The following is an 18,088-nucleotide window of genomic DNA, read 5'->3' on the forward strand; positions in this document are numbered from 1 at the left end:
GCCGTCTCGGCAACCTCTATGAGTCTTCATCCGCATATTGATGACCTGCTCGAACTGCGCCACCAGGCCCATACCCTGGGCCTGGCCTCGCACCATCTGGTGAACACCAGTTTCAGCGGACTCTATGCCTCTGTATTTCGGGGTACCGGTCTCGATTTCGAAGAGGTACGGGAGTATCGGGAGGGAGATGATATCCGCAACATGGAGTGGAATGTCACTGCCCGTACCAACGTGCCACACATGAAGATCTTCCGCGAGGAGCGGGAACGCAGTGTGGTGCTGTGTATCGATCGGGGTCCACACATGAGCTTTGGCACCCGCGGTACCTTCAAGTCAGTACAGGCCGCCAAAGCAGCGGCCCTGTTGGGCTGGGCGGCATCACGGTTGCATGATCGGGTCGGCGGCATGCTGTTCGGTGACCTGCAGCAGGGCATGCAGTATTTTCAACCAACCAAGGATCGGCGTGCCTTATGGCGACTGTTGCACGCCCTCACCCATGAAGGCACTCCCAATCAGCCTAATCAGGACTGCCTGTCGGAAGCCTTGCAGCGGGCCGACAAAGGCACCTCGACCGGTTCGCTGATCTTTGTCATCGCCGATCTGAACCGTGAGGTCATGGGACTGCAGCAGACCCTGGGACGGATATGCCAGCACCATACCGTGGTACTGATACCGGTGGATGATCCGGCCGACCGGGAACTGCCGGAGTTGGGCCGTGTCACCTTCGTCGGCCCGGATGGGCATGCCATCGAGATCGACACTCGAGACCGGGGAGCCAGATCGCGCTATGCAGAGACCTGGCAGAAACATCGCAATGAATTAAGCGCCATGGCCAGCAGTCTGGGTATCACCCTGATGCCGATCACCACCAATGAAGAGATACACCTCACATTGACCCGTGGGTTAGCGCAACACTTCGGTCGGCATTGATGGATCCACTACGCGATATTCGAGGCATAGATACGGTCTCCTGGTGGCCCATCGCTCCGGGCTGGTGGCTGCTTCTGATCGGTATTGCGCTGATGATGCTATTGGTCTGGTGGATCATCCGAAGACGCAGACTCTACCCTCTGGGCCGCTGGCAACAGGATGCCCGGCGCCACCTGATCGGCCTGAAACATCGCATCAAGCGGGAACCGGCAAAACCGGTTGCCAGCGATCTCTCCGAACTGCTCAGACGTATCGCGATCGCACGCTGCGGTCGAAGCATGACTGCGTCGCTCACCGACGAAGCCTGGCTGGCGTGGCTGCAGCGCAATGACTCAAGTGGATTCCCCTGGCAGGAAAAGGGTCGGCTGCTGCTCGAACTGCCCTATGCCCCACCCGACCACTCAGCCGACAAAGAGACTCTGGGGCAGCTGATCGATGCCGCGATCCACTGGGTCAGTGAGGACGCCTGCCATGTTTGAGTTTCACTGGCCCTGGATGGCGCTTCTTTTGGTATTGCCGCTACTGGTCAGGCTCTTCTGGAGACGACCTGCTGCAGAACAGTTTGAAACGGTGGAGGGTCTGCAGGCCACCCTGCTGCACCCAAGCCTGCCCCATCTGGAAGCCGCCTTTCAGACCAAACGCCCGAAGGTGCCGCTCAGCAAACGGCTCTATCTCGGCCTCCTCTCCCTGATCTGGTTATCTCTGGTGTTGGCCATGATGCGCCCGCAATGGCTTGAGCCCTATACCGAGAACCGCACAGCAGGCTACGACCTGATGTTGTTGGTGGATGCCTCCCACTCAATGAATGCCCTGGACTTCACCCTCGACAAGAAACAGGTCAGCCGAATGCAGGTGGTTAAAGGCGTGGTCTCCAAATTTATTGAAGGACGCCAGGGCGACCGAGTCGGTCTGGTGATTTTCGGCAGCCGCGCCTATGTCCTCTCCCCCCTCACCTATGACCGGAAAGCGGTAAACAGTCTGCTTCAGAATGTGGTGCCACGCATTGCCGGCGATGGCACGGCCATTGGCGACGCCCTGGGACTGGGGGTGAAAAAACTGCGGGAGCGCCCGGCCGGCTCGCGAGTGCTGGTCCTGATTGCGGATGGGGAAAACACAGCCGGCACCATCCCCCCTCTGCGTGCGGCTGAACTGGCCGGCGAGGAACAGATCCGAATCTACAGTATTGGTGTGGGCAGTAACAAAAAACGTATTCCCATCAAAGAGAATGGCCGCATCGTCACCCGCACAGACCTGAATTTTAATGAGCAGGCGATGCGGGATATTGCCGAAGCCGGGGGTGGCGCCTACTTCCGGGCCACCGACACGGAAGCCCTTGAGAAGATCTATCAGAAGATCGATGAGCTGGAGAAGACCGAGGCGGAATCCCGCACCATCTATGTCCCCCAGCCTCTCTACCACTGGCCGCTGACGGCAGCCCTGCTGCTGTTGCTGATCCTGGGAATCTACCCGGAGGGCAGACAACGGCAGCTCAAGGGAGGCGGCTATGTCTGAGGGTGTATTCCATTTTGCCAGACCTGAATGGCTGTTCGCCCTGCTTGGCGTCATCCCGGTTCTGGCCTGGCTGATTTTCAGTGTGGTTCGTCCCCGTCGAGGCCCGTTTCACCGCTATGCCGATGAGCACCTGCTCCCCCATCTGGTCGGTATCCGGGAACTGAGCGTGAATGAACGCTGGAGCCGCTTCATCCGTTGGGCGCTGCTGTGGCTGTTTCTGATTGTGGCGCTGGCAGGCCCCCGTTGGGATTTCAAAGACATCCAGGCGTTTTCACCGACCAATGATCTGGTTGTATTGATGGATATCTCCCGCTCGATGAACGTCGCTGACACCCCACCTTCACGACTTGCCAGAGCGCGCCAGGAAGTACAGGATCTGGTGATGCTGAATGATCAGTTACGCATTGGAATGATCGCCTTTGCCACCGTCCCCCATGTGATTTCGCCGATCACGGAAGACAGCCAGAGTATTCTGGCTGCCCTGCCTGCCGTGACCTCAGAGCTGGCCAACCTGCAGGGCAGCCGCCTGGTTGCGGCCATGGAGCGGGCCGAACAGCTATTCAGCAGTGACTCCCTGCAGAACAGCCGCACAATTCTACTCATCAGTGACGGGGATTTCGTCGAACCTGGGCTCATAAAACAAGTGGAAGCCATGAAGGGTCAAGGGATCACCCTGCATACCCTGGGTATCGGCACCGGCGGTGGTGGCCCTGTCCCGGCCCGCATTGGACAGAGTGACCTGATGCGGGACAACAAAGGGAAAGTGATCGAATCGAAGCTCAACCAGCCCCTGCTGCAGCGTCTTGCAGAAGCCGGCGGCGGACAATACCTGGAGGCCGATTTTCGTGACCAGGACAGCCGTCGGATACTCGACCTTTCCAGCATTGGCTCAGGCACGCCAACCCAGACCCAGGAGAAGACGAGAATATGGAATGAACGCTTCTACTGGTTGCTGTTGCCTCTGCTGCTCCTGCTGCTCCCCTACTTTCGTGTTGCGTCGGGGAAACCATCAACATGATCAGGCGCTACTCGGTTTTACTCCTGCTCTGCTATGCCACACTGGTGGACGCGGACTGGTTCCTGAACCAGGAGCAGCAGGCCGCAGAAAGCTATCAACAAGGCCTCTACGAAGATGCGGCGGAGGGCTTTCAGGACCCCTATCGCCGGGGCGTGGCCAACTACCGGACCGGTGACTACGAAAGCGCGATCGAAAACTTCAAACAGGTTGAACGGGAAGATGCAAAGCTCAATGCCCAATACAACCTGGGGAACAGCCACTACCAGATGGAGGAGTTTGAGCAGGCCGTTCAAGCTTATGAATCCGTTCTCCAGGAAGATCCGGAGCATGAAGATGCCAGACATAATCTAGCGCTCGCCAAAGATAAGCTGGATCAAGCGCAGGAAGAAGAGGAAGGGGAAGAGCAACAGGAGCAGGAGGAGCAGGAGGAGCAGGAGCAACAGGAGCAGGAGCAACAGGAGCAGGAGCAACAAGAGCAGGAGCAACAGGAGCAGGAGCAACAAGAGCAGGAGCAACAAGAGCAGGAGCAACAAGAGCAGGAGCAACAAGAGCAGGAGCAACAAGAGCAGGAGCAACAAGAGCAGGAACAGGAGGAACAGCAGGAGCAGGAACAGCAGTCTTCAGGTGAATCGGAAGAGCAGGAAGAAGAGCAATCATCCTCAGGAGAACAAGAGCAGGAAGAAGAGCAATCATCCTCAGGAGAACAAGAGCAGGAAGAAGAGCAGTCATCCTCAGGAGAACAAGAGCAGGAAGAAGAGCAGTCATCCTCAGGAGAACAAGAGCAGGAACAAAAACAGAGTGGCGACCAGGATGAGCAGAGTGATTCCCAGTCGGGCGAGGAAGAGCAACAGGAACAGCAAAGTGAGTCATCGGACGAGCAGCAGGAGACCGGTGAACCGGATGATTCCCAGGAACAAGAGTCCGATCAAGGTGAGGAGCAGGAAACCGATTCCCAAGAGAGCGGAGCCAAGGACAAGGAGGAGAGCCTGGAAGGCGATGAAGAAGAACAAAACAGTGAAAGGTCTGCTAACCTGAATAGACCGGAGAACGATCAAAACAGAAGCCGATCACAGGAGAGTCTCGGCCAGCAACAGAAAGATCCCGAGTTGAATCCTGACGACCCACAAAATTCCGAGGCCGTCGATCAGGTAGACCAGCAAGACACCCCCCAATCAGAAGAGGGGCAGGATGAAGCCGAGGGAGGTGAAGAGAAAAGCGGCCCCCAAAGCAAACTCAATCCACTCATGGAACAGTGGCTGGATCAGGTTGAAGGGGATCCAACCCAGTTGATGCAACAACAATTCAAACTGGAAGAGTACAACTATCTGCGCAGCCGTGGAGGCAGGGACAGAGAAACCAGACCCTGGTAGAACAAGGGGGAGGCACTATCGACATCGTCAAGCTCGCTTTAAGCGCCATCATGCTCATGGTCCTGTCGACCAGTGCAACGGCCAATCAGTATCCGGGTCAAAACTATTGGTACAACCCGGCGCCTGGTCAATGGAACTATCCGGCCACCAATCAGAGACAACCGGCGCCAGTCACCGGGGGACAAAGATCGAACACCCCATACGGCACTGCGTGGCCCTCCCAGCAGAGACCAGGTTATCCATCCTCCAACTACTACGGCACCCAGACAACCAAACCCTTCATAGAGACAAAAATCTCTAGCGAAAACCCCTACGTACAACAAAATGTCATTCTCAAGCTGAGCGTTGTCAGTCAAAACAACCTGTCAACCGTTACACCTCACTTACCACAAATCGGCAATTTCCTGCTCAATCTGCAGGAGGGCCCAGTCACCTACTCCCGCACCATCAAAGGCAAGCGGCAGATCGTCAACGATTTCTACTACCAGGTCACGCCGCTGAAACCCGGTCAGTTTGAAATCCCGGCGATCAATGTCACCGGCGAAGAGCAGTCGGTCGGTTACCAGCGTGGTAACAACGCTTTTAAAGCCAGCATGAGCAGCGCCATCACATTCAATGTCAGAGAGGCCAATCCAACCAGCAAACCCTGGTTACCGGTTGAACAGTTGAACCTGAAAGTAAAACTGCCCGAAAACTTCAAAGCGGCTGCCGGCAAGCCCCTGCCATTCACAACGGAGATCTCCGCGCTCGGAATTTCAGGCAATAAACTCCCCAGCCTGGAGAGTCAGCTAAACAGCGAAGCATTCAGAGTCTATCGGGACCGAAATCAGACCCACACCTATCTCGACAAGAAGTCCAACCGTATCGTTGGGCGTCGGGTAGAGACCTTTACCCTGGTGCCCCAGTTTGGCGGAGACCTGAAACTTCCGCAGTTGAGTATCAAATGGTGGAATACCCGAACCGATATGGCGCAGCGGGCCTCGGTACCACTCCAGCCCATCGCGGTCAGTGGCACCCGTAAAGAGAGCGGATTTTTCGAAGCAGAGACCTCCCTATTCCCCTCTGGAACCTCAGCCGCCTTCTGGATACCACTGGCAGTGGTGTTCGGCATCATCTTTGGTTACTGGATGGCACTCTGGCTCTCGCATCGAAAAGCAGGCGGCGAGCAGAGCTCTCCATTGGAACCACTGATCGTTTTCTTTAAAAACCCGATGCTGCGTATGGCGCCCGCCTTCTCACCCCTCAAGGATAAATTGAGAAACACCACAGCGATTCTGAATCCGGTAGCACGCTGGCATAACTGGCGCCGTCGACTTGTCGGTGCCCTGCCCCTGTCAGTGCGTTTCTATTTTTGCGTGCGCTTTGTTGACGAGGAGAGCGATCCGGAGGTCTGGGGATACACCCTGCGCTTTCTAGCCAACAAACATCTCAGCTTGCCGACCAATGCACCCTATAGCGTGATTGCAGATCACATTCTCGATTTCCACCCGAAAGCTGAACCGGGCAAAATAAAACAGTTGATCCACCAACTTGAAGAGGCGATCTATGGCCACAATGATCTCGATTTCGATCAGTGGAAAGAGGCCTTCAAACACGAAATCCGTCCCAGCCTGAAGATCTGGAGAATGGATAGAAAAGATCAGCAAAATCAGAAAGGCCAGAATAACATTCTACCCAACCTCAATCCGGAGGTTGTTTCCGAGCAGTCTGTCATTTGAGGTTTGAAAAACCTAGTTCAAGAAGATCAGTCACTTGTTCCTGCACACAGGCAAATGCGGAAACAACTATTAACGCAGTAAATTAGCTCTCTAAGAGGCTGAATATCAGCGTAAAACAACCATTAAGAATGCGAGAGACCGTCGATTCGATTCCAATCGCACTTGTGTCTAAAACAAGCACTTATTGTCCTCACGTATGCGCAACTTTGAGTCGAAAGAACTTTGGTCTATTCACTGCCTGACAAGACACCCACTCTAACAAGCACCAGGCCAACAACAAAGATTGTTATATCGATCTGTCAGCAACCTCCTGGATCATTTGCGGGTACTGACTAAAGGGTTTAAAAAATAGTGGTGTTATTATTTTCAATACTCCAAGGCCTGTTAGCAGGCCCTAGTGTTATCGACAGGAGGTGGATATCTGAGAAATATCAGAGCCAAAATCGATTCAATCACAAGATAGAAGAGTGTCAGCCAGTCAGGCAAACCGTCACTGAGCAAGGAGTAGACGCGCGCAGCCACCACCAACGCCAGAGTAAGCCCAATCCCCATCACAAGCGTGCGTTCTCTTTCAATGCGATAACAGGCTAAACAGGCCATCACTCCCAAGCCTGCCATCATGCCGTGTAATGCCCGAAACTGATTTGCCTGATCAGCAAGTTGCGTATTCAGGCCGGCATGTTCCGGGTGAAACATGGCTAAGACACCGGGAACCAGGAGACTCAAACCAAAGAACATTAATAGTGCCACCAGTAATCGTTTGTGACTTTTCTGCATGGTTAATCCCCACCTCATGGAAGCATCTTAAAAAGACCAGGTTAAACCCCTGGTTGCGTTTTCTACTACTTACAGACTTGTCACTCTGGTGATTGATATGCGGCTGAGTACGTTCGGCGTGATGCCCAGATAAATAACTCCAGAACAACCATGGGCCTATTTTCAATGAAAGCAGTAAGTAGGCGCTTAATAACTCCCTGAATAACAATCATTTTGAATTAATATGAAATGATGAACGTCCCAGTTTACTGCTGCTTACTGATATCGGCACAGCCTTTCCAGCTTCTACCGCTCCCAGGCTTGCTCCGCAACCCTGGCATGAAAGCTGAACCCAGCCACATTCGCCACCTGGGCTAAACGCTTATCAATTTCCCAGCGTGGGATGATCTGCAACATGAACACCTGCAAATCTGTTTCGTTTGCTCACCCGTCTGCGATTGAGTAGTTGCGGCCCAACGGTAGCATTGTCAAGGATATGGGGTTGCCAGACGGCATTCTGTACAGCACGCTAAATCCCCGCACCATGGCATGGATACAAAACGCCGCTATCCCTGTCTTACCCAATGTATCGGAGCGTAAAGAACCCGCAGTTTCTCCGGGAATACGATCAGCGGTGCAATCAAACCGGCACGTGATTCGTCATACAGAGATGAGTGCAGGACATACATGCCCCCGGCGCTCAGCCATAGTTCAATCAGGAGAAAATAAGCCAAATGAATACCAATGATCGAATCCGAACCGTGATTGCCAGCATGCTGGCAGCGGGCACGATGCTCGCCGCCCAGAACGCTGTGGCTCTGCCAGACACACCTAAGGCGTGGGAGAAGTGCGCCGGCATCGCCAAGGCCGGCAAGAACGACTGCGGCGCGCTCGACGGCAAACACGTCTGCGCCACCCAGTCGACGCTCGACAACTCCGACCAGGAGTGGGTGTATGTGCCCCAGGGCACGTGCGAGAAGATCACCGGTGGGGTGGTCGCCAAAGTTATACCGGCGAAGTAAGGCGTTGGATACCGTGCCTCCCCTTCGGGGGCGCGGGTCGGTGTCGGGTGTCGGCATTGGCCTGCGTGACCCGCATTTCGAACAGTTGATGGCGGCCGAGCATGGCGTGCCGTGGGTCGAGCTGCTGGCCGACAACTTCCTCGCCCGCGGTGGTCTCGCGCCACGACAGCTCGAACGTATCGCCGATCGGTATGCGCTGACGCTGCATTGCGTCGGCATGAACCTCGGTGGCAGCGAGCCGCTCGATCTCGGCTACCTCGGCGGCATCCGTGCGATCGCCGAACGCACAGCGCCGGCGTGGGTCTCCGATCATCTTTGTTTCACCCGTTGTCACGGCCACCACTACCACGACCTTTTGCCGTTGCCGTACAGCGAAGAGTCGGTTCAACATATCGCCGCGCGCATCCACCAGGTCCAGGATTTTCTCGGCCGCCGCCTCGTAGTCGAAAACGTATCCGCCTATCTGTGTGCGGATGCACCGCTGAGTGAGACTGAATTTGTCGCCGCTGTGTGCGACGAAGCCGACTGCGAGCTGCTGCTCGACGTCAATAACCTGTACGTCAACCAAGTCAACCTCGGCCTTGATGCGGCCACGGCGATCGCCCAGGTGCCATTGCACCGAGTGCGGGAGGTGCATCTGGCCGGATACGAGGACAAGGGGGATTACCTGATTGATGCGCACAACAATCGTGTCAGCAAACCCGTCTGGGCACTGTTTCGCCAAGTCGCATGCGCCTTGCCCAGTGTGCCGGTGTGCATCGAGTGGGACAATGACATTCCACCACTTGATGTGCTGCTCGACGAGGCGCTGCGGGCGAGCCGTATTCTGGATGAAGCAGCGAGGGCGGTCGCATGACCGCCCTCGCACAGTGGCAGCACGACCTGGCTGCAGCAATCGACGGCGGCACAGCAATTGATGTCGCGCAGGCGGCGCGCAGCGTGCCCGGGCTCAGTGCAGAACAGGCTTGTGAGGTCTATCGCAGATCGAGCCAAGGAGTGCGTGTTGCGGCACTGAACGATGTCTACCCAGTGTGCCGCCAACTGCTCGGCAGGCGCTCTTTCGACGGCCTGGCGCGGGAATTCGTGCGCCTAAACAGTTCGACTCAACCCGACCTGAATCGCTTTGGTGGAGGTTTCGCGACATTCGTCGACACAGTCGTCGACGCACACAGGGTGTTCGCCGGACTGCCGTGGCTCGGCGAGCTGGTCGCACTCGAATGGGCCTGTCACAGCATCTACTATGCGGACAATGATCCTCCGCTGGACCTCGGCCCGTTGGCCGATGCCGATCCGTCGCAGCTGTTTCCGCGACCGATATCGGCGCTGGACTGGCTACACACGACTTGGCCTGTGCATGCGATCCGGGCAGCGCACCACGATGGCGGCGACCCGCCGGCGCTGCACATTGAACCCGGTGAATGGTGCCTGGTTATCGAGCGGCGAGGCTACGAAGCCTGGGTCGAGGTGGTCGACATCGAACTGTGGCGCCTGCTCGATCGTTGTGTCCAGGGGTGGGATCTGGCGAGGCTGGCCGCCGATGACAGCCTCGCTACCGAACGCCTCGGCGAGCTGATCAAGCGTGGCTGGATAGGTGCAATGGAGCGGCACGGCAATGCTGTTTGACCGCGATATGCTGAATCGCCTCTACCGCTATGCCTATGCGCTCAGTGGCAACGAGCCGGGGGCCGGCGATCTCTTACAGGACACAGTCGAGCGTTGCCTGCAACGCCCACCCGGCGCGCTGGCCTGTCCCGAAGCCTACGCACGCCGTGTCATGCGCAACCGTTACATCGACATCACACGGCGGCGCAAGGCCAGTCCCGAGACCGGCGATGCTCACGCCGATGCGGAGTTGTTGGCGATCGACACCCACTGTCTCGAGTCATTGACCATCAGCCGTGACATGTTGCAGCAGGCATGGTCGCGGCTGGATGTGTTCGAACGTGAGATCCTCTACTATTGGGCGGTCGAAGACATGACCGCGGCCCAGATCGCTTCGACACTCGGCAGCCGTCGGGGCACTGTGCTAGCGCGAATTCACCGCTTGCGCGCCAGGTTGCGTGCCGAGTTCGGTGACGATGCTGCCGCAGAGGGGGTGAAACGATGAAGCCCAATTTGAAACAAAGCCTGATCGAACATCTGGAGTCGGTTCGTCTCGACGATGCGCGTCTCGACGAGCTCGAGGCTCTGCAGCGAACCCGGTCTGCGCGTAGCTGGTGGCATAGTCGCACGCTGCAGCTCTTTGCTGCCGCCTGTCTGTTGGTCGCGCTTGTGGTCAGCTGGTTGCCGTTCGAACAACCCGACTTGTTGCACGCGATCGCCGAAGAGGCGGTCATGAACCACCTTGCGCAGACTCCACTCGAGGTGCACGGTACGACGATCGCCGAGCTCGACGGTCATTTCGACCAGCTCGGGTTCCGTCTGGTCGAGCCTCTCGCGCCGGCCGAGGGTGCACGACTGCTCGGCGGACGCTATTGCAGCCTGCAGGGCGTAACCGCTGCGCAACTGCGTCGACACGACGCTCAAGGGCGTACCCAGAACCTGTACCAGGTTCCCTACCGGCCCGCGTCGATGGGCGAGTTGCCCGATCCAGCTCTCGGTGAGCAGCCGCGCACATTGGAGATGCGCGGCTTGCGTGTTGATCTTTGGGTCGAACGCGGCCTGTTGTTCGCGCTGACCCGCGACTAGTGGTGGATGTCGATTAAAAAGGATAACTGTAAAAACCCCAGATCTATTCAAACCTGTCTGAATCTAGTGAGACTCGCGTTGCCTTTAACAACTCGAACGGTGGTAATCATGCGCCTTTCGTCATGAGCTGAGCCAGTATCTTGTCGATGACCTTTGTTTATGTTGAGAAGCTGATGCGTAATATGTGCAAGAAACCGGAACCCAATGTTTATTAGGAAGTGTGGGTTCCGGCTTCCGATGGTATGTCGATGATTTGATCAGCCTCTTCTCAAGAAACGGCCCTGCGACGCAGCAAGCCAAATCCAACTAACCCAATACTCAGGAGTGCTAGTGTCGACGGCTCAGGTACTGCTGCTGTCGGGGGTTCTTCCGGTGAGTATGCAGTCAGCACACGGATATAGTCTCCCGGTGATGACGCTCTCCAGTCGACCTCAATCTCGTTCGATCCGGTGATGGCTACCGAGTCATTCGCTTCCAGTCCACGCAGCCTTGGGTTGAGATAGGTTACGTTGTTATTGATCAGAAAGTCACTGGCTGCAAGATTGCTTGTGCTGGTCAGTATCCCGAGAATATCTGAGTCGAAGGTCACACGGCCGACCTGGGAAGTCGATCGCCTTGGATCGAAAAAGATATAGTGGCTGGCAACCATGCTTCCTGTGGAGAGGATACCGGGCCCAGAGCCACCGCCTGCACCATCCGCAAGGATGTCCACATTCAGATCATCGAATAGGCTGATATTCTGGTCTTCATTGAATCCATACAGATTGTTAGTCTGAAATGTGTTGTTTCCGACCGTGTTGTCTGGACTCGATTCTGTGAATACAGGATCTAATAAAACAAAATCTCCAGTTCCGACAGTTACTTCACCTGAAATGATGGTCGCGCCAGCTTGAGTCAAGAGACCGGTATACAGAAGCGGCCCTAAGAAGCAGGTAAGTAGCCTTTTCATCACATGCTCTCCATTTTGGATCATCATTTATCCACCGTTTAGTGATAAATCTGTGATGGTGCGATAAAGCCTGCACTCGTTTTATTCCTAACGCAAAATAAATGCCATCTAATAAATAATTCAATTAAGACAGTAAGCTAGAAATAACTCGAATAAAAATAAGGGAATTGAATGTAAAAAAAACCGACAGTTTTTTGTGTCTACATATTCAGATTATCTACGCCTGGCCATAGTGTAGTTAGCCATGATTAATTGCCGTTATCAGGTTTTTTTATCAACTTGAGTGGCATGCCATTTTAAACATGGCCTTTGCTTTATCATAACCCGTAAAGGCATAAGCCACTTCAGTATTTGCCTATTTTTAAATGAATCTAACCACGGCCATAAGCGAACGTTTTATGAAATCCTTACATAGTAAGTGCCACGCACAAGCCCTTTTCGCGTCTTTCGCAAGCGTTCACATCAGTGATGCGGGAAGGGGTTCCACTATTTCACGGATTATCGAGAGAAGTGTGTTGCTTATTGTGCATATAGATGCCCAGCTCTTAGCCTTAAATTAGCCGATAACTAGCCGATAACTAGCCGCAAATAAACTATATTACAAATGGTGAGTGTCCCGGTTTATGATGGGTTTATGACGACAGAACAGATTTTCTAACACTCCCCAACTTTATAGCCGCCCTTCCCTGCGGAGTCTTTGGTCAACCTGCCAGTGATAAAGCCTACTGATGAGCGGGCGAATTACCGGCATTCCTATAAACCAGGCCAGTGGAGTCAAAACCGGTACCCTGCCCATAAGCGCAATGTATGCATCAATTTCAGAAAGAATATTTTTGTTTTCATCGAACACGTGCAGCTCTGTTAACGCTTTTTGTGGATCGATGCCAATTTCCTGCAGTTCCGCGTCTCTACCGGTGATGTCAACCCAGTTCACACTGCTTTTTCTTTCACCTGCAAGCCTTTCATAATTTTCTCTGTCCTTAATACATTTTGGGCAGGCGCCGTCGTAAAAAACCGTTATCTTTCCGGGTTTCGGACTCATTGCAATATTCCCTAAGAATTCATTGCGCCAGCTCACCTCGGTTTAGCTGCGCCTAAACCGATGTCGTTAAGACCTTCGGCAATTTCCAGAGTGCTGAAAAGTTGCCTACCTGTATCGAAGCAGAGTCTCTATTAGGGTTGTGAGACTCTAGAATCGAGGTAGTATGTAAAATCAAGGCCAGTCCCGCAGTGACTTGTGGCAACTTCGGCAACTTTTCTTGAGTTCTTCCAACGAGGCAAGGATTTTCTCTTGATCCCTATCCTTCAGCCATACCTTCGCCGCTTTTCTCAGTTTATTGGTTGCAGCTCGATTGGCCATGACTCTTTCATCAAATTCCTGTTTGTCAGCCCATGGCCATTCCCGATCATTGATTTGGTCTTTATCCGGATAGATATGGTCTAATAGATTTGAAGTATGCCAGAGCGCTGCGGCATGATTCACAATATTGTCGTAGTATTTACTTTCTTTTTGGGTGAGCAGTTCGATCGCTTCCAAGTGATGGCGCAGAATATTCATTATCAGTTCAAGATATTCAAGTTCCTGCTCTTCTGATCCCTCAACGTTTTGCGCATGGATATTCGGTGTAATGAATATGAAGAAAAAGATAAAGGCGCAGACTCCAGCTTTAATGTTCATAACTCTCCTCCGTTCTTGACCATACACTTTGTCAGTATGTGTTAAATAGAACTATCTAATGGAACTCCTGATTTTTTTCTTAGTTAATTAGAGTAAAGGCTTGTGATTTGTATCCAGCAATATCTTATTTTTCTGAAACAATGCTGATATCCAAAGGATATAAACGGGTTTAATAGAACCCTTTCCCGTTCTTTGACTGATTTGTTATTCAAATAATTTATAATAATGATAGTGACCTGTTTGGCAGCCGCTGATACTTCATCATCTCAACTGGAATGTCATGAGCTTGCATAAAACTTCATTCCAGGAAAAGACTTCATTCTCGATTCAGCGATGCTACAAATGGTGAGTGTCCCGGTTTATGGCTCGATTCAGCGATGCTACAAATGGTGAGTGTCCCGGTTTATGGCCTCGTCTAGGATTGCGGCGGGAAGGAATGTTACGAAAGGAAAAAATCAGCGGACGGCCATAGGGCCGTCCTTTTAACTGCCTATTCTGAAACGTGGAAATCCACACTGTTCTTGAGAAGGAAACCGGCCTCGCCATAGTCCGGATAGCGCTTTTCCATCTCCGCCATGGCCTCTTCTCTCGATGTGGCGTTCGCGGTAATCCGCCGGAAATCGTCGATATATTGGATCAGCTCAGCAAAGATGCTCATATCGGTCGGCTCACCGTGCCCTGGGTAGACGGTCGGGTTACGGTCTTTGTACTCCTCTTCAAATTTGACCAATTGGGCCCGCCAGTTACCGATATGCGCGTCGGTCACACCGGATCCCATCCACAGGTGAACCTTGTTATAAGCGAAGTCTGCGGTGAAGAGACCATTGATATCCTCGACATAAACCGTCGTGAGATGCTCTGACTCGGACGGCTCATAATGGGTTTGCAGTGTCAGCGCGCCGCCGCCGACAAACTCCAGGGTGTCTCCTTCCAGAACCGTGATGTTGTTCTCGTAGTCGAATCCGTTCGGATTCTTGGCCGATTTGGGCTTGAGTGACGGTTCTGCATCCAGCCAGCCAATACCTTCCATCCAGGTCGAGAAACCGATGATGTCCTGTTTGATGCTCTCATTTGCGACGACGACCGTGGCGGCGGGAAATTCCTTCAGCAGCCAGTCCATACCGATGTAGTGATCCGGGTGGCCGTGCGTCACCAGGATATGGGTTAGGGGAAGGCCCTTGGCCTTGATGACCTTGGTGAGCTTTTTTGCTTCGCTGGTCGCTCGCTGCACGTCCATAACGATCAGGGATTCACCGTTCGAGAAGATATAGGAGTTTACCGTGGCAGTTTTACCTTTGTAAATGTCCACCTGGATCGGTCCTGCAGCCTGTGTGGTCTGGGTGACAGGGACAAGCAACAAGTTCAGTACCAGCAACACGACTAATTTAAAAGTACGCATCATTTGTTTCTCCACGGTTGTGTTTGATACCGCTTATCTCGGATAACTCGAAATCAATCACGCTCATACCACGAGTTTGGTTTCCAGCATTATTCTAGTCAGGATCATTCTCCGGATAATCACTTGTTTACAGAAATAATAATCCGCATAATATGGATAATGAAAATCGAAGATGTCATCCTTTTCGAGCGGATCGTAGCGCTCAATTCGATTTCTGCCGGGGGCACCGCCTGCGGCCTGTCAGCCACCGTGTCCAGCGACAGGCTCAAGCGACTGGAAGCCAATCTGGGCTGCACTCTGCTGAACCGGACAACGCGCTCCTTGTCCCTGACGGACCAGGGCACAAGATTTCTGCAACACGCGAAGGATCTTATCGACAAGTACGAGGCGGCCCGCCACAGCGTAGGCAGGAGGTCCGATATTCCGACGGGGCTATTGCGGGTTGCGGCGCCATCACTGTTCGGCAAGAAATTCCTGCCGAAAGTAATCAGCTCGTTCCTGACGGACTACCCGGAGACGCGGCTGAATCTCAACTTGTCCGACGAAACCCTAAACTACGCGGCCGAAGGCATCGACATAGCCATTCGGATCGGCAAGTTGAAGGATTCGACAATGGTTGCGCGTAAGCTAGGTGACAGTCACCGGGTACTCTGTGCCTCCCCGTCCTACATTCAACGCAACGGTATGCCATCGCATCCGAGAGATCTCGATCGGCATAATTGCATAATCTTCGTAGGAGAAGACACCTGGCGCTTGCGCAAGGATCTGGAAGACGAGCGGATCAGAGTATCGGGCCGGCTCGACACGAACAGCGCCGAAATGGCCACACAGGCGGCTCTCGACGGCCTTGGCATCGCACTGCGATCCCTTTGGGATATAACGGATTACCTGAAAGCCGGTAGGCTCGTCCATGTCTTACCGGACTACGAAGTACCTACAGAGATGTCCATCTACGCCATATATCCACCGGGGCATTTCATATCCCCCACCGCTAAGGCATTTGTGAAATTGGTCGGCAGGAACCTGACGACACTAGAACTTTAGCCGTCATCAGCATGCAGTAATTATGACCAATGACAAAAGTGGCAGGTCTTGGCCGTGTTCTTGCGCCAACGTCCGCTCTCGAGGACCCGGAGAGCTTGTTCACTCAGTGACCTATGTTCGCAACGGTCGCGTAGCAGGCATCTAAGCTGAAAACTCGCTATGTCTGTTTTACCCGGACGGAAGCTATGACTGCCAAATGACACCATAACTAGACTTTCAATCTGTCACATCAAGTTCAGACTTCTACAGCTTACGGTGTTAACACCAAGCGATTTTGTCGTACCTTAATTACCAAGCGATTCTGTCGTAGTCGCTAATTACCAAGGGAAATTGAGCTAGATCAGTAATTTGGTCCGCTGTGTGGCAGAAGCGAACATCAGGATGCTGAAGTTGAAGTACTGCTAACAGTTTGTTGGTTAACTCCGGCCATCTTACTCAGGGTTTCTGAAGACCGCTTCAGGGTATAAGCAGTAGCTGACCAACTTTGTTCAGCACAACTGACAAAGTTCCTGAATCTGAGTGGAGTGTCAGTTGACACTGTCGTACAAGCCAACTGAGGGGTATTGTGGATTAGAGCTTGTGCAGCAGCACGACGCCGATCAGTCCTGCAATGATGAGGGGAAACAGCACGCTGGCGGCTCCCGACAATAGTTGCATCCCTACAATGAAGCCGGGCATCTCCTTCCAGTTCTCCCGCATCTCCTTTCTGTACTCTGAGTCGATCAGGTACGTCCAGCCTGCGAAATAGTTCAGAGTTGGCCGTTCCATCATCATCTCTCCTCTGGTCTGAGGCCACTTTGGTTTGATTCATGAGAAACACTAGCCAACCGATGTGACAGAAGCATGTCTGTTGGATGAATCCTTGATGACAATGTGAGGAGAGGCTGCAGGGAATGCCAATCCCGTAGGTTGGTTTTCCGCAGCACAGCCGACAATAGCATCTCAAATCGAGATGGGTGTGGGCAACGCCAGAGTTTAAAGGAATCAGTTTCGATTGAAACAGCTTCTCTGTTATTGAGTTCCGACTGTCCGCTTCAAGGTGCGAGAACATTATGGGACAGACCACAGTTTTGTAGAAAAAATCGCTGTTGTCTGCTTTTGGTTAACAACAGAAATCAGAAGAGCCAGCCTTTAATGACCGGAATGGTTGCGAAAGTGACCGTACTGTAAATCGACAATACTAATGATTCCTTTCACTTGAATTGAGGAATCGAATCATGAAGCAGCAACACACGGACATCGAATGTGCCAATGATCGTTGCATCCCATGGAATAAAGGAAGGATCATCGGGCAAAAACCGCCACTAAAGCACAGGATATCTGGTCAATTAGGATCCTCTTAAAGATGAAAAAGAGGTATCGCGATATCGCATTGTTCAATCTGGCAATTGACAGTAAGCTCAGAGCATGTGACTTGGTAAAGCTGAAGACAAGTGATGTCGTCCATGGCGAGAACGTCCTGTCACGCGCCTCAATCTTACAGCAGAAAACGGGACAATAGGTTCGGTTTGAAATCACCGACCAAACCCGTGCTGCGGTGATGCAATGGATAACGGCTGCAAAATTGCGAGGTGAAACCTGGCTATTCGCAAGTCGGGTACGACCTGAGGCTCATATCACGACGCGCCAGTACGCACGGATTGTCAAAGCTTGAGTTGCTATGATAGGGCTCGATCCGTCTGTCTATGGAACGCACTCGATTCGCCGTACGAAAGCCAGCATTATATACAAACGGACAAAGAATCTGCGTGCCGTTCAATTACTGCTTGGCCATACCAAGCTCGAAAGTACAGTGAGATATCTTGGGGTAGAAGTGGATGATGCTCTTGAAATCGCGGAGCATACAGAGATCTGACCAAATATTGCCCGGTTTGAGTCCGGGGTACGGTCGCTCTCCGGCCAAAAGCGGAATTTCGAGAAGTTAATGACTCGAGTATTCCGTCACCCCAAAGCAGCCCTTCTGCTTGTATGCTGAAATAGGAAGTATACGAACCTTAGCATCTA

At 53.2% G+C, this 18,088-nt stretch carries 19 protein-coding genes; 13 read left to right on the forward strand and 6 right to left on the reverse strand.

The window, feature by feature from the left end; translation table 11 throughout:
- Nucleotides 1–18 precede the first annotated feature (18 nt).
- The 6 genes from AC4IE8_RS07995 to AC4IE8_RS08020 are packed head-to-tail and all read left to right on the forward strand — an operon-like array spanning nt 19 to nt 6,548.
- Nucleotides 19–930, forward strand: a complete 912-nt coding sequence (locus tag AC4IE8_RS07995; RefSeq protein WP_068988205.1) for a DUF58 domain-containing protein — start codon at nt 19–21, stop codon at nt 928–930.
- Nucleotides 930–1,409, forward strand: coding sequence for a DUF4381 domain-containing protein (locus AC4IE8_RS08000; RefSeq protein WP_068988204.1), 480 nt, complete (start codon nt 930–932; stop codon nt 1,407–1,409). Before AC4IE8_RS07995 ends, AC4IE8_RS08000 begins: the two co-directional genes overlap by 1 nt.
- Nucleotides 1,402–2,442 carry a VWA domain-containing protein gene (locus AC4IE8_RS08005; protein WP_068988201.1) on the forward strand — a complete coding sequence of 347 codons (1,041 nt, stop codon included), beginning with the start codon at nt 1,402–1,404 and terminating at the stop codon, nt 2,440–2,442. The genes AC4IE8_RS08000 and AC4IE8_RS08005 overlap by 8 nt, the downstream gene beginning before the upstream one ends.
- Complete coding sequence (locus AC4IE8_RS08010; RefSeq protein WP_068988199.1) at nt 2,435–3,460, forward strand: vWA domain-containing protein; 1,026 nt, start codon at nt 2,435–2,437, stop codon at nt 3,458–3,460. Before AC4IE8_RS08005 ends, AC4IE8_RS08010 begins: the two co-directional genes overlap by 8 nt.
- Nucleotides 3,457–4,830, forward strand: coding sequence for a tetratricopeptide repeat protein (locus tag AC4IE8_RS08015; RefSeq protein ID WP_490790754.1), 1,374 nt, complete (start codon nt 3,457–3,459; stop codon nt 4,828–4,830). Before AC4IE8_RS08010 ends, AC4IE8_RS08015 begins: the two co-directional genes overlap by 4 nt.
- Before the next feature lie 50 nt (nt 4,831–4,880).
- Entirely contained in the window at nt 4,881–6,548 is a 1,668-nt protein-coding gene (locus AC4IE8_RS08020) for a BatD family protein (protein WP_068988195.1), read from the forward strand.
- Between the two features lie 384 nt (nt 6,549–6,932).
- Here the strand turns inward: AC4IE8_RS08020 and AC4IE8_RS08025 are convergent, their stop codons facing one another.
- Nucleotides 6,933–7,325 carry a DUF4345 domain-containing protein gene (locus tag AC4IE8_RS08025; RefSeq protein WP_068988194.1) on the reverse strand — a complete coding sequence of 131 codons (393 nt, stop codon included), beginning with the start codon at nt 7,323–7,325 and terminating at the stop codon, nt 6,933–6,935.
- A 713-nt stretch (nt 7,326–8,038) separates the two neighbouring features.
- Between AC4IE8_RS08025 and AC4IE8_RS08030 the strand changes: the two genes are divergently transcribed.
- The 5 genes from AC4IE8_RS08030 to AC4IE8_RS08050 are packed head-to-tail and all read left to right on the forward strand — an operon-like array spanning nt 8,039 to nt 11,014.
- Nucleotides 8,039–8,326, forward strand: a complete 288-nt coding sequence (locus AC4IE8_RS08030) for a BufA1 family periplasmic bufferin-type metallophore (RefSeq protein ID WP_068988191.1) — start codon at nt 8,039–8,041, stop codon at nt 8,324–8,326.
- 40 nt (nt 8,327–8,366) lie between these two features.
- Nucleotides 8,367–9,182, forward strand: coding sequence for an MNIO family bufferin maturase (bufB, locus tag AC4IE8_RS08035; RefSeq protein WP_490790755.1), 816 nt, complete (start codon nt 8,367–8,369; stop codon nt 9,180–9,182).
- Complete coding sequence (locus AC4IE8_RS08040; RefSeq protein WP_490790756.1) at nt 9,179–9,949, forward strand: HvfC/BufC family peptide modification chaperone; 771 nt, start codon at nt 9,179–9,181, stop codon at nt 9,947–9,949. The genes bufB and AC4IE8_RS08040 overlap by 4 nt, the downstream gene beginning before the upstream one ends.
- Entirely contained in the window at nt 9,939–10,433 is a 495-nt protein-coding gene (locus AC4IE8_RS08045) for an RNA polymerase sigma factor (RefSeq protein WP_490790757.1), read from the forward strand. Before AC4IE8_RS08040 ends, AC4IE8_RS08045 begins: the two co-directional genes overlap by 11 nt.
- Nucleotides 10,430–11,014, forward strand: coding sequence for a hypothetical protein (locus AC4IE8_RS08050; protein ID WP_068988187.1), 585 nt, complete (start codon nt 10,430–10,432; stop codon nt 11,012–11,014). The genes AC4IE8_RS08045 and AC4IE8_RS08050 overlap by 4 nt, the downstream gene beginning before the upstream one ends.
- 268 nt (nt 11,015–11,282) lie before the next feature.
- Here the strand turns inward: AC4IE8_RS08050 and AC4IE8_RS08055 are convergent, their stop codons facing one another.
- The 4 genes from AC4IE8_RS08055 to AC4IE8_RS08070 form a co-directional block, all read right to left on the reverse strand.
- Nucleotides 11,283–11,963 carry a PEP-CTERM sorting domain-containing protein gene (locus tag AC4IE8_RS08055; protein WP_490790758.1) on the reverse strand — a complete coding sequence of 227 codons (681 nt, stop codon included), beginning with the start codon at nt 11,961–11,963 and terminating at the stop codon, nt 11,283–11,285.
- Nucleotides 11,964–12,633: 670 nt separating this feature from the next.
- The gene (locus tag AC4IE8_RS08060) at nt 12,634–13,005 is read right to left on the reverse strand and encodes a thiol-disulfide oxidoreductase DCC family protein (RefSeq protein ID WP_490790759.1); all 372 of its coding nucleotides are present in this window, start codon (nt 13,003–13,005) and stop codon (nt 12,634–12,636) included.
- Nucleotides 13,006–13,176: 171 nt separating this feature from the next.
- The gene (locus AC4IE8_RS08065; protein WP_068988184.1) at nt 13,177–13,641 is read right to left on the reverse strand and encodes a cytochrome c; all 465 of its coding nucleotides are present in this window, start codon (nt 13,639–13,641) and stop codon (nt 13,177–13,179) included.
- A gap of 490 nt (nt 13,642–14,131) precedes the next feature.
- The gene (locus tag AC4IE8_RS08070) at nt 14,132–15,043 is read right to left on the reverse strand and encodes an MBL fold metallo-hydrolase (RefSeq protein ID WP_490790760.1); all 912 of its coding nucleotides are present in this window, start codon (nt 15,041–15,043) and stop codon (nt 14,132–14,134) included.
- Between the two features lie 156 nt (nt 15,044–15,199).
- Between AC4IE8_RS08070 and AC4IE8_RS08075 the strand changes: the two genes are divergently transcribed.
- Nucleotides 15,200–16,084 (forward strand): LysR family transcriptional regulator, encoded by an 885-nt coding sequence (locus tag AC4IE8_RS08075; protein ID WP_490790761.1) that lies wholly within the window; start codon nt 15,200–15,202, stop codon nt 16,082–16,084.
- Nucleotides 16,085–16,654: 570 nt separating this feature from the next.
- Here AC4IE8_RS08075 and AC4IE8_RS08080 read toward each other — a convergent pair.
- Complete coding sequence (locus AC4IE8_RS08080) at nt 16,655–16,852, reverse strand: hypothetical protein (protein WP_068988182.1); 198 nt, start codon at nt 16,850–16,852, stop codon at nt 16,655–16,657.
- An 892-nt stretch (nt 16,853–17,744) separates the two neighbouring features.
- Between AC4IE8_RS08080 and AC4IE8_RS08085 the strand changes: the two genes are divergently transcribed.
- On the forward strand, nt 17,745–17,939 hold the full coding sequence (locus AC4IE8_RS08085; RefSeq protein WP_490790762.1) for a tyrosine-type recombinase/integrase: 195 nt from the start codon (nt 17,745–17,747) through the stop codon (nt 17,937–17,939).
- The last annotated feature ends 149 nt before the right edge of the window (nt 17,940–18,088 follow it).

This window comes from Candidatus Thiodiazotropha sp. AKAK2, assembly GCF_058244685.1.

Excerpts from the sequence above, each read along its gene's own strand:
- AC4IE8_RS08015 (WP_490790754.1), top strand. The coding sequence starts at position 3,457 with ATGATCAGGCGCTACTCGGTTTTACTCCTGCTCTGCTATGCCACACTG.
- AC4IE8_RS08065 (WP_068988184.1), bottom strand. The coding sequence starts at position 13,641 with ATGAACATTAAAGCTGGAGTCTGCGCCTTTATCTTTTTCTTCATATTC.
- AC4IE8_RS08075 (WP_490790761.1), top strand. The coding sequence starts at position 15,200 with ATGAAAATCGAAGATGTCATCCTTTTCGAGCGGATCGTAGCGCTCAAT.
- AC4IE8_RS08080 (WP_068988182.1), bottom strand. The coding sequence starts at position 16,852 with ATGGAACGGCCAACTCTGAACTATTTCGCAGGCTGGACGTACCTGATC.
- AC4IE8_RS08025 (WP_068988194.1), bottom strand. The coding sequence starts at position 7,325 with ATGCAGAAAAGTCACAAACGATTACTGGTGGCACTATTAATGTTCTTT.
- AC4IE8_RS08010 (WP_068988199.1), top strand. The coding sequence starts at position 2,435 with ATGTCTGAGGGTGTATTCCATTTTGCCAGACCTGAATGGCTGTTCGCC.
- AC4IE8_RS08020 (WP_068988195.1), top strand. The coding sequence starts at position 4,881 with ATGCTCATGGTCCTGTCGACCAGTGCAACGGCCAATCAGTATCCGGGT.
- AC4IE8_RS08055 (WP_490790758.1), bottom strand. The coding sequence starts at position 11,963 with ATGAAAAGGCTACTTACCTGCTTCTTAGGGCCGCTTCTGTATACCGGT.
- AC4IE8_RS08000 (WP_068988204.1), top strand. The coding sequence starts at position 930 with ATGGATCCACTACGCGATATTCGAGGCATAGATACGGTCTCCTGGTGG.
- AC4IE8_RS08005 (WP_068988201.1), top strand. The coding sequence starts at position 1,402 with ATGTTTGAGTTTCACTGGCCCTGGATGGCGCTTCTTTTGGTATTGCCG.
- AC4IE8_RS08030 (WP_068988191.1), top strand. The coding sequence starts at position 8,039 with ATGAATACCAATGATCGAATCCGAACCGTGATTGCCAGCATGCTGGCA.
- AC4IE8_RS08070 (WP_490790760.1), bottom strand. The coding sequence starts at position 15,043 with ATGATGCGTACTTTTAAATTAGTCGTGTTGCTGGTACTGAACTTGTTG.
- AC4IE8_RS08045 (WP_490790757.1), top strand. The coding sequence starts at position 9,939 with ATGCTGTTTGACCGCGATATGCTGAATCGCCTCTACCGCTATGCCTAT.
- AC4IE8_RS08040 (WP_490790756.1), top strand. The coding sequence starts at position 9,179 with ATGACCGCCCTCGCACAGTGGCAGCACGACCTGGCTGCAGCAATCGAC.
- AC4IE8_RS07995 (WP_068988205.1), top strand. The coding sequence starts at position 19 with ATGAGTCTTCATCCGCATATTGATGACCTGCTCGAACTGCGCCACCAG.
- AC4IE8_RS08085 (WP_490790762.1), top strand. The coding sequence starts at position 17,745 with ATGATAGGGCTCGATCCGTCTGTCTATGGAACGCACTCGATTCGCCGT.
- AC4IE8_RS08050 (WP_068988187.1), top strand. The coding sequence starts at position 10,430 with ATGAAGCCCAATTTGAAACAAAGCCTGATCGAACATCTGGAGTCGGTT.
- AC4IE8_RS08060 (WP_490790759.1), bottom strand. The coding sequence starts at position 13,005 with ATGAGTCCGAAACCCGGAAAGATAACGGTTTTTTACGACGGCGCCTGC.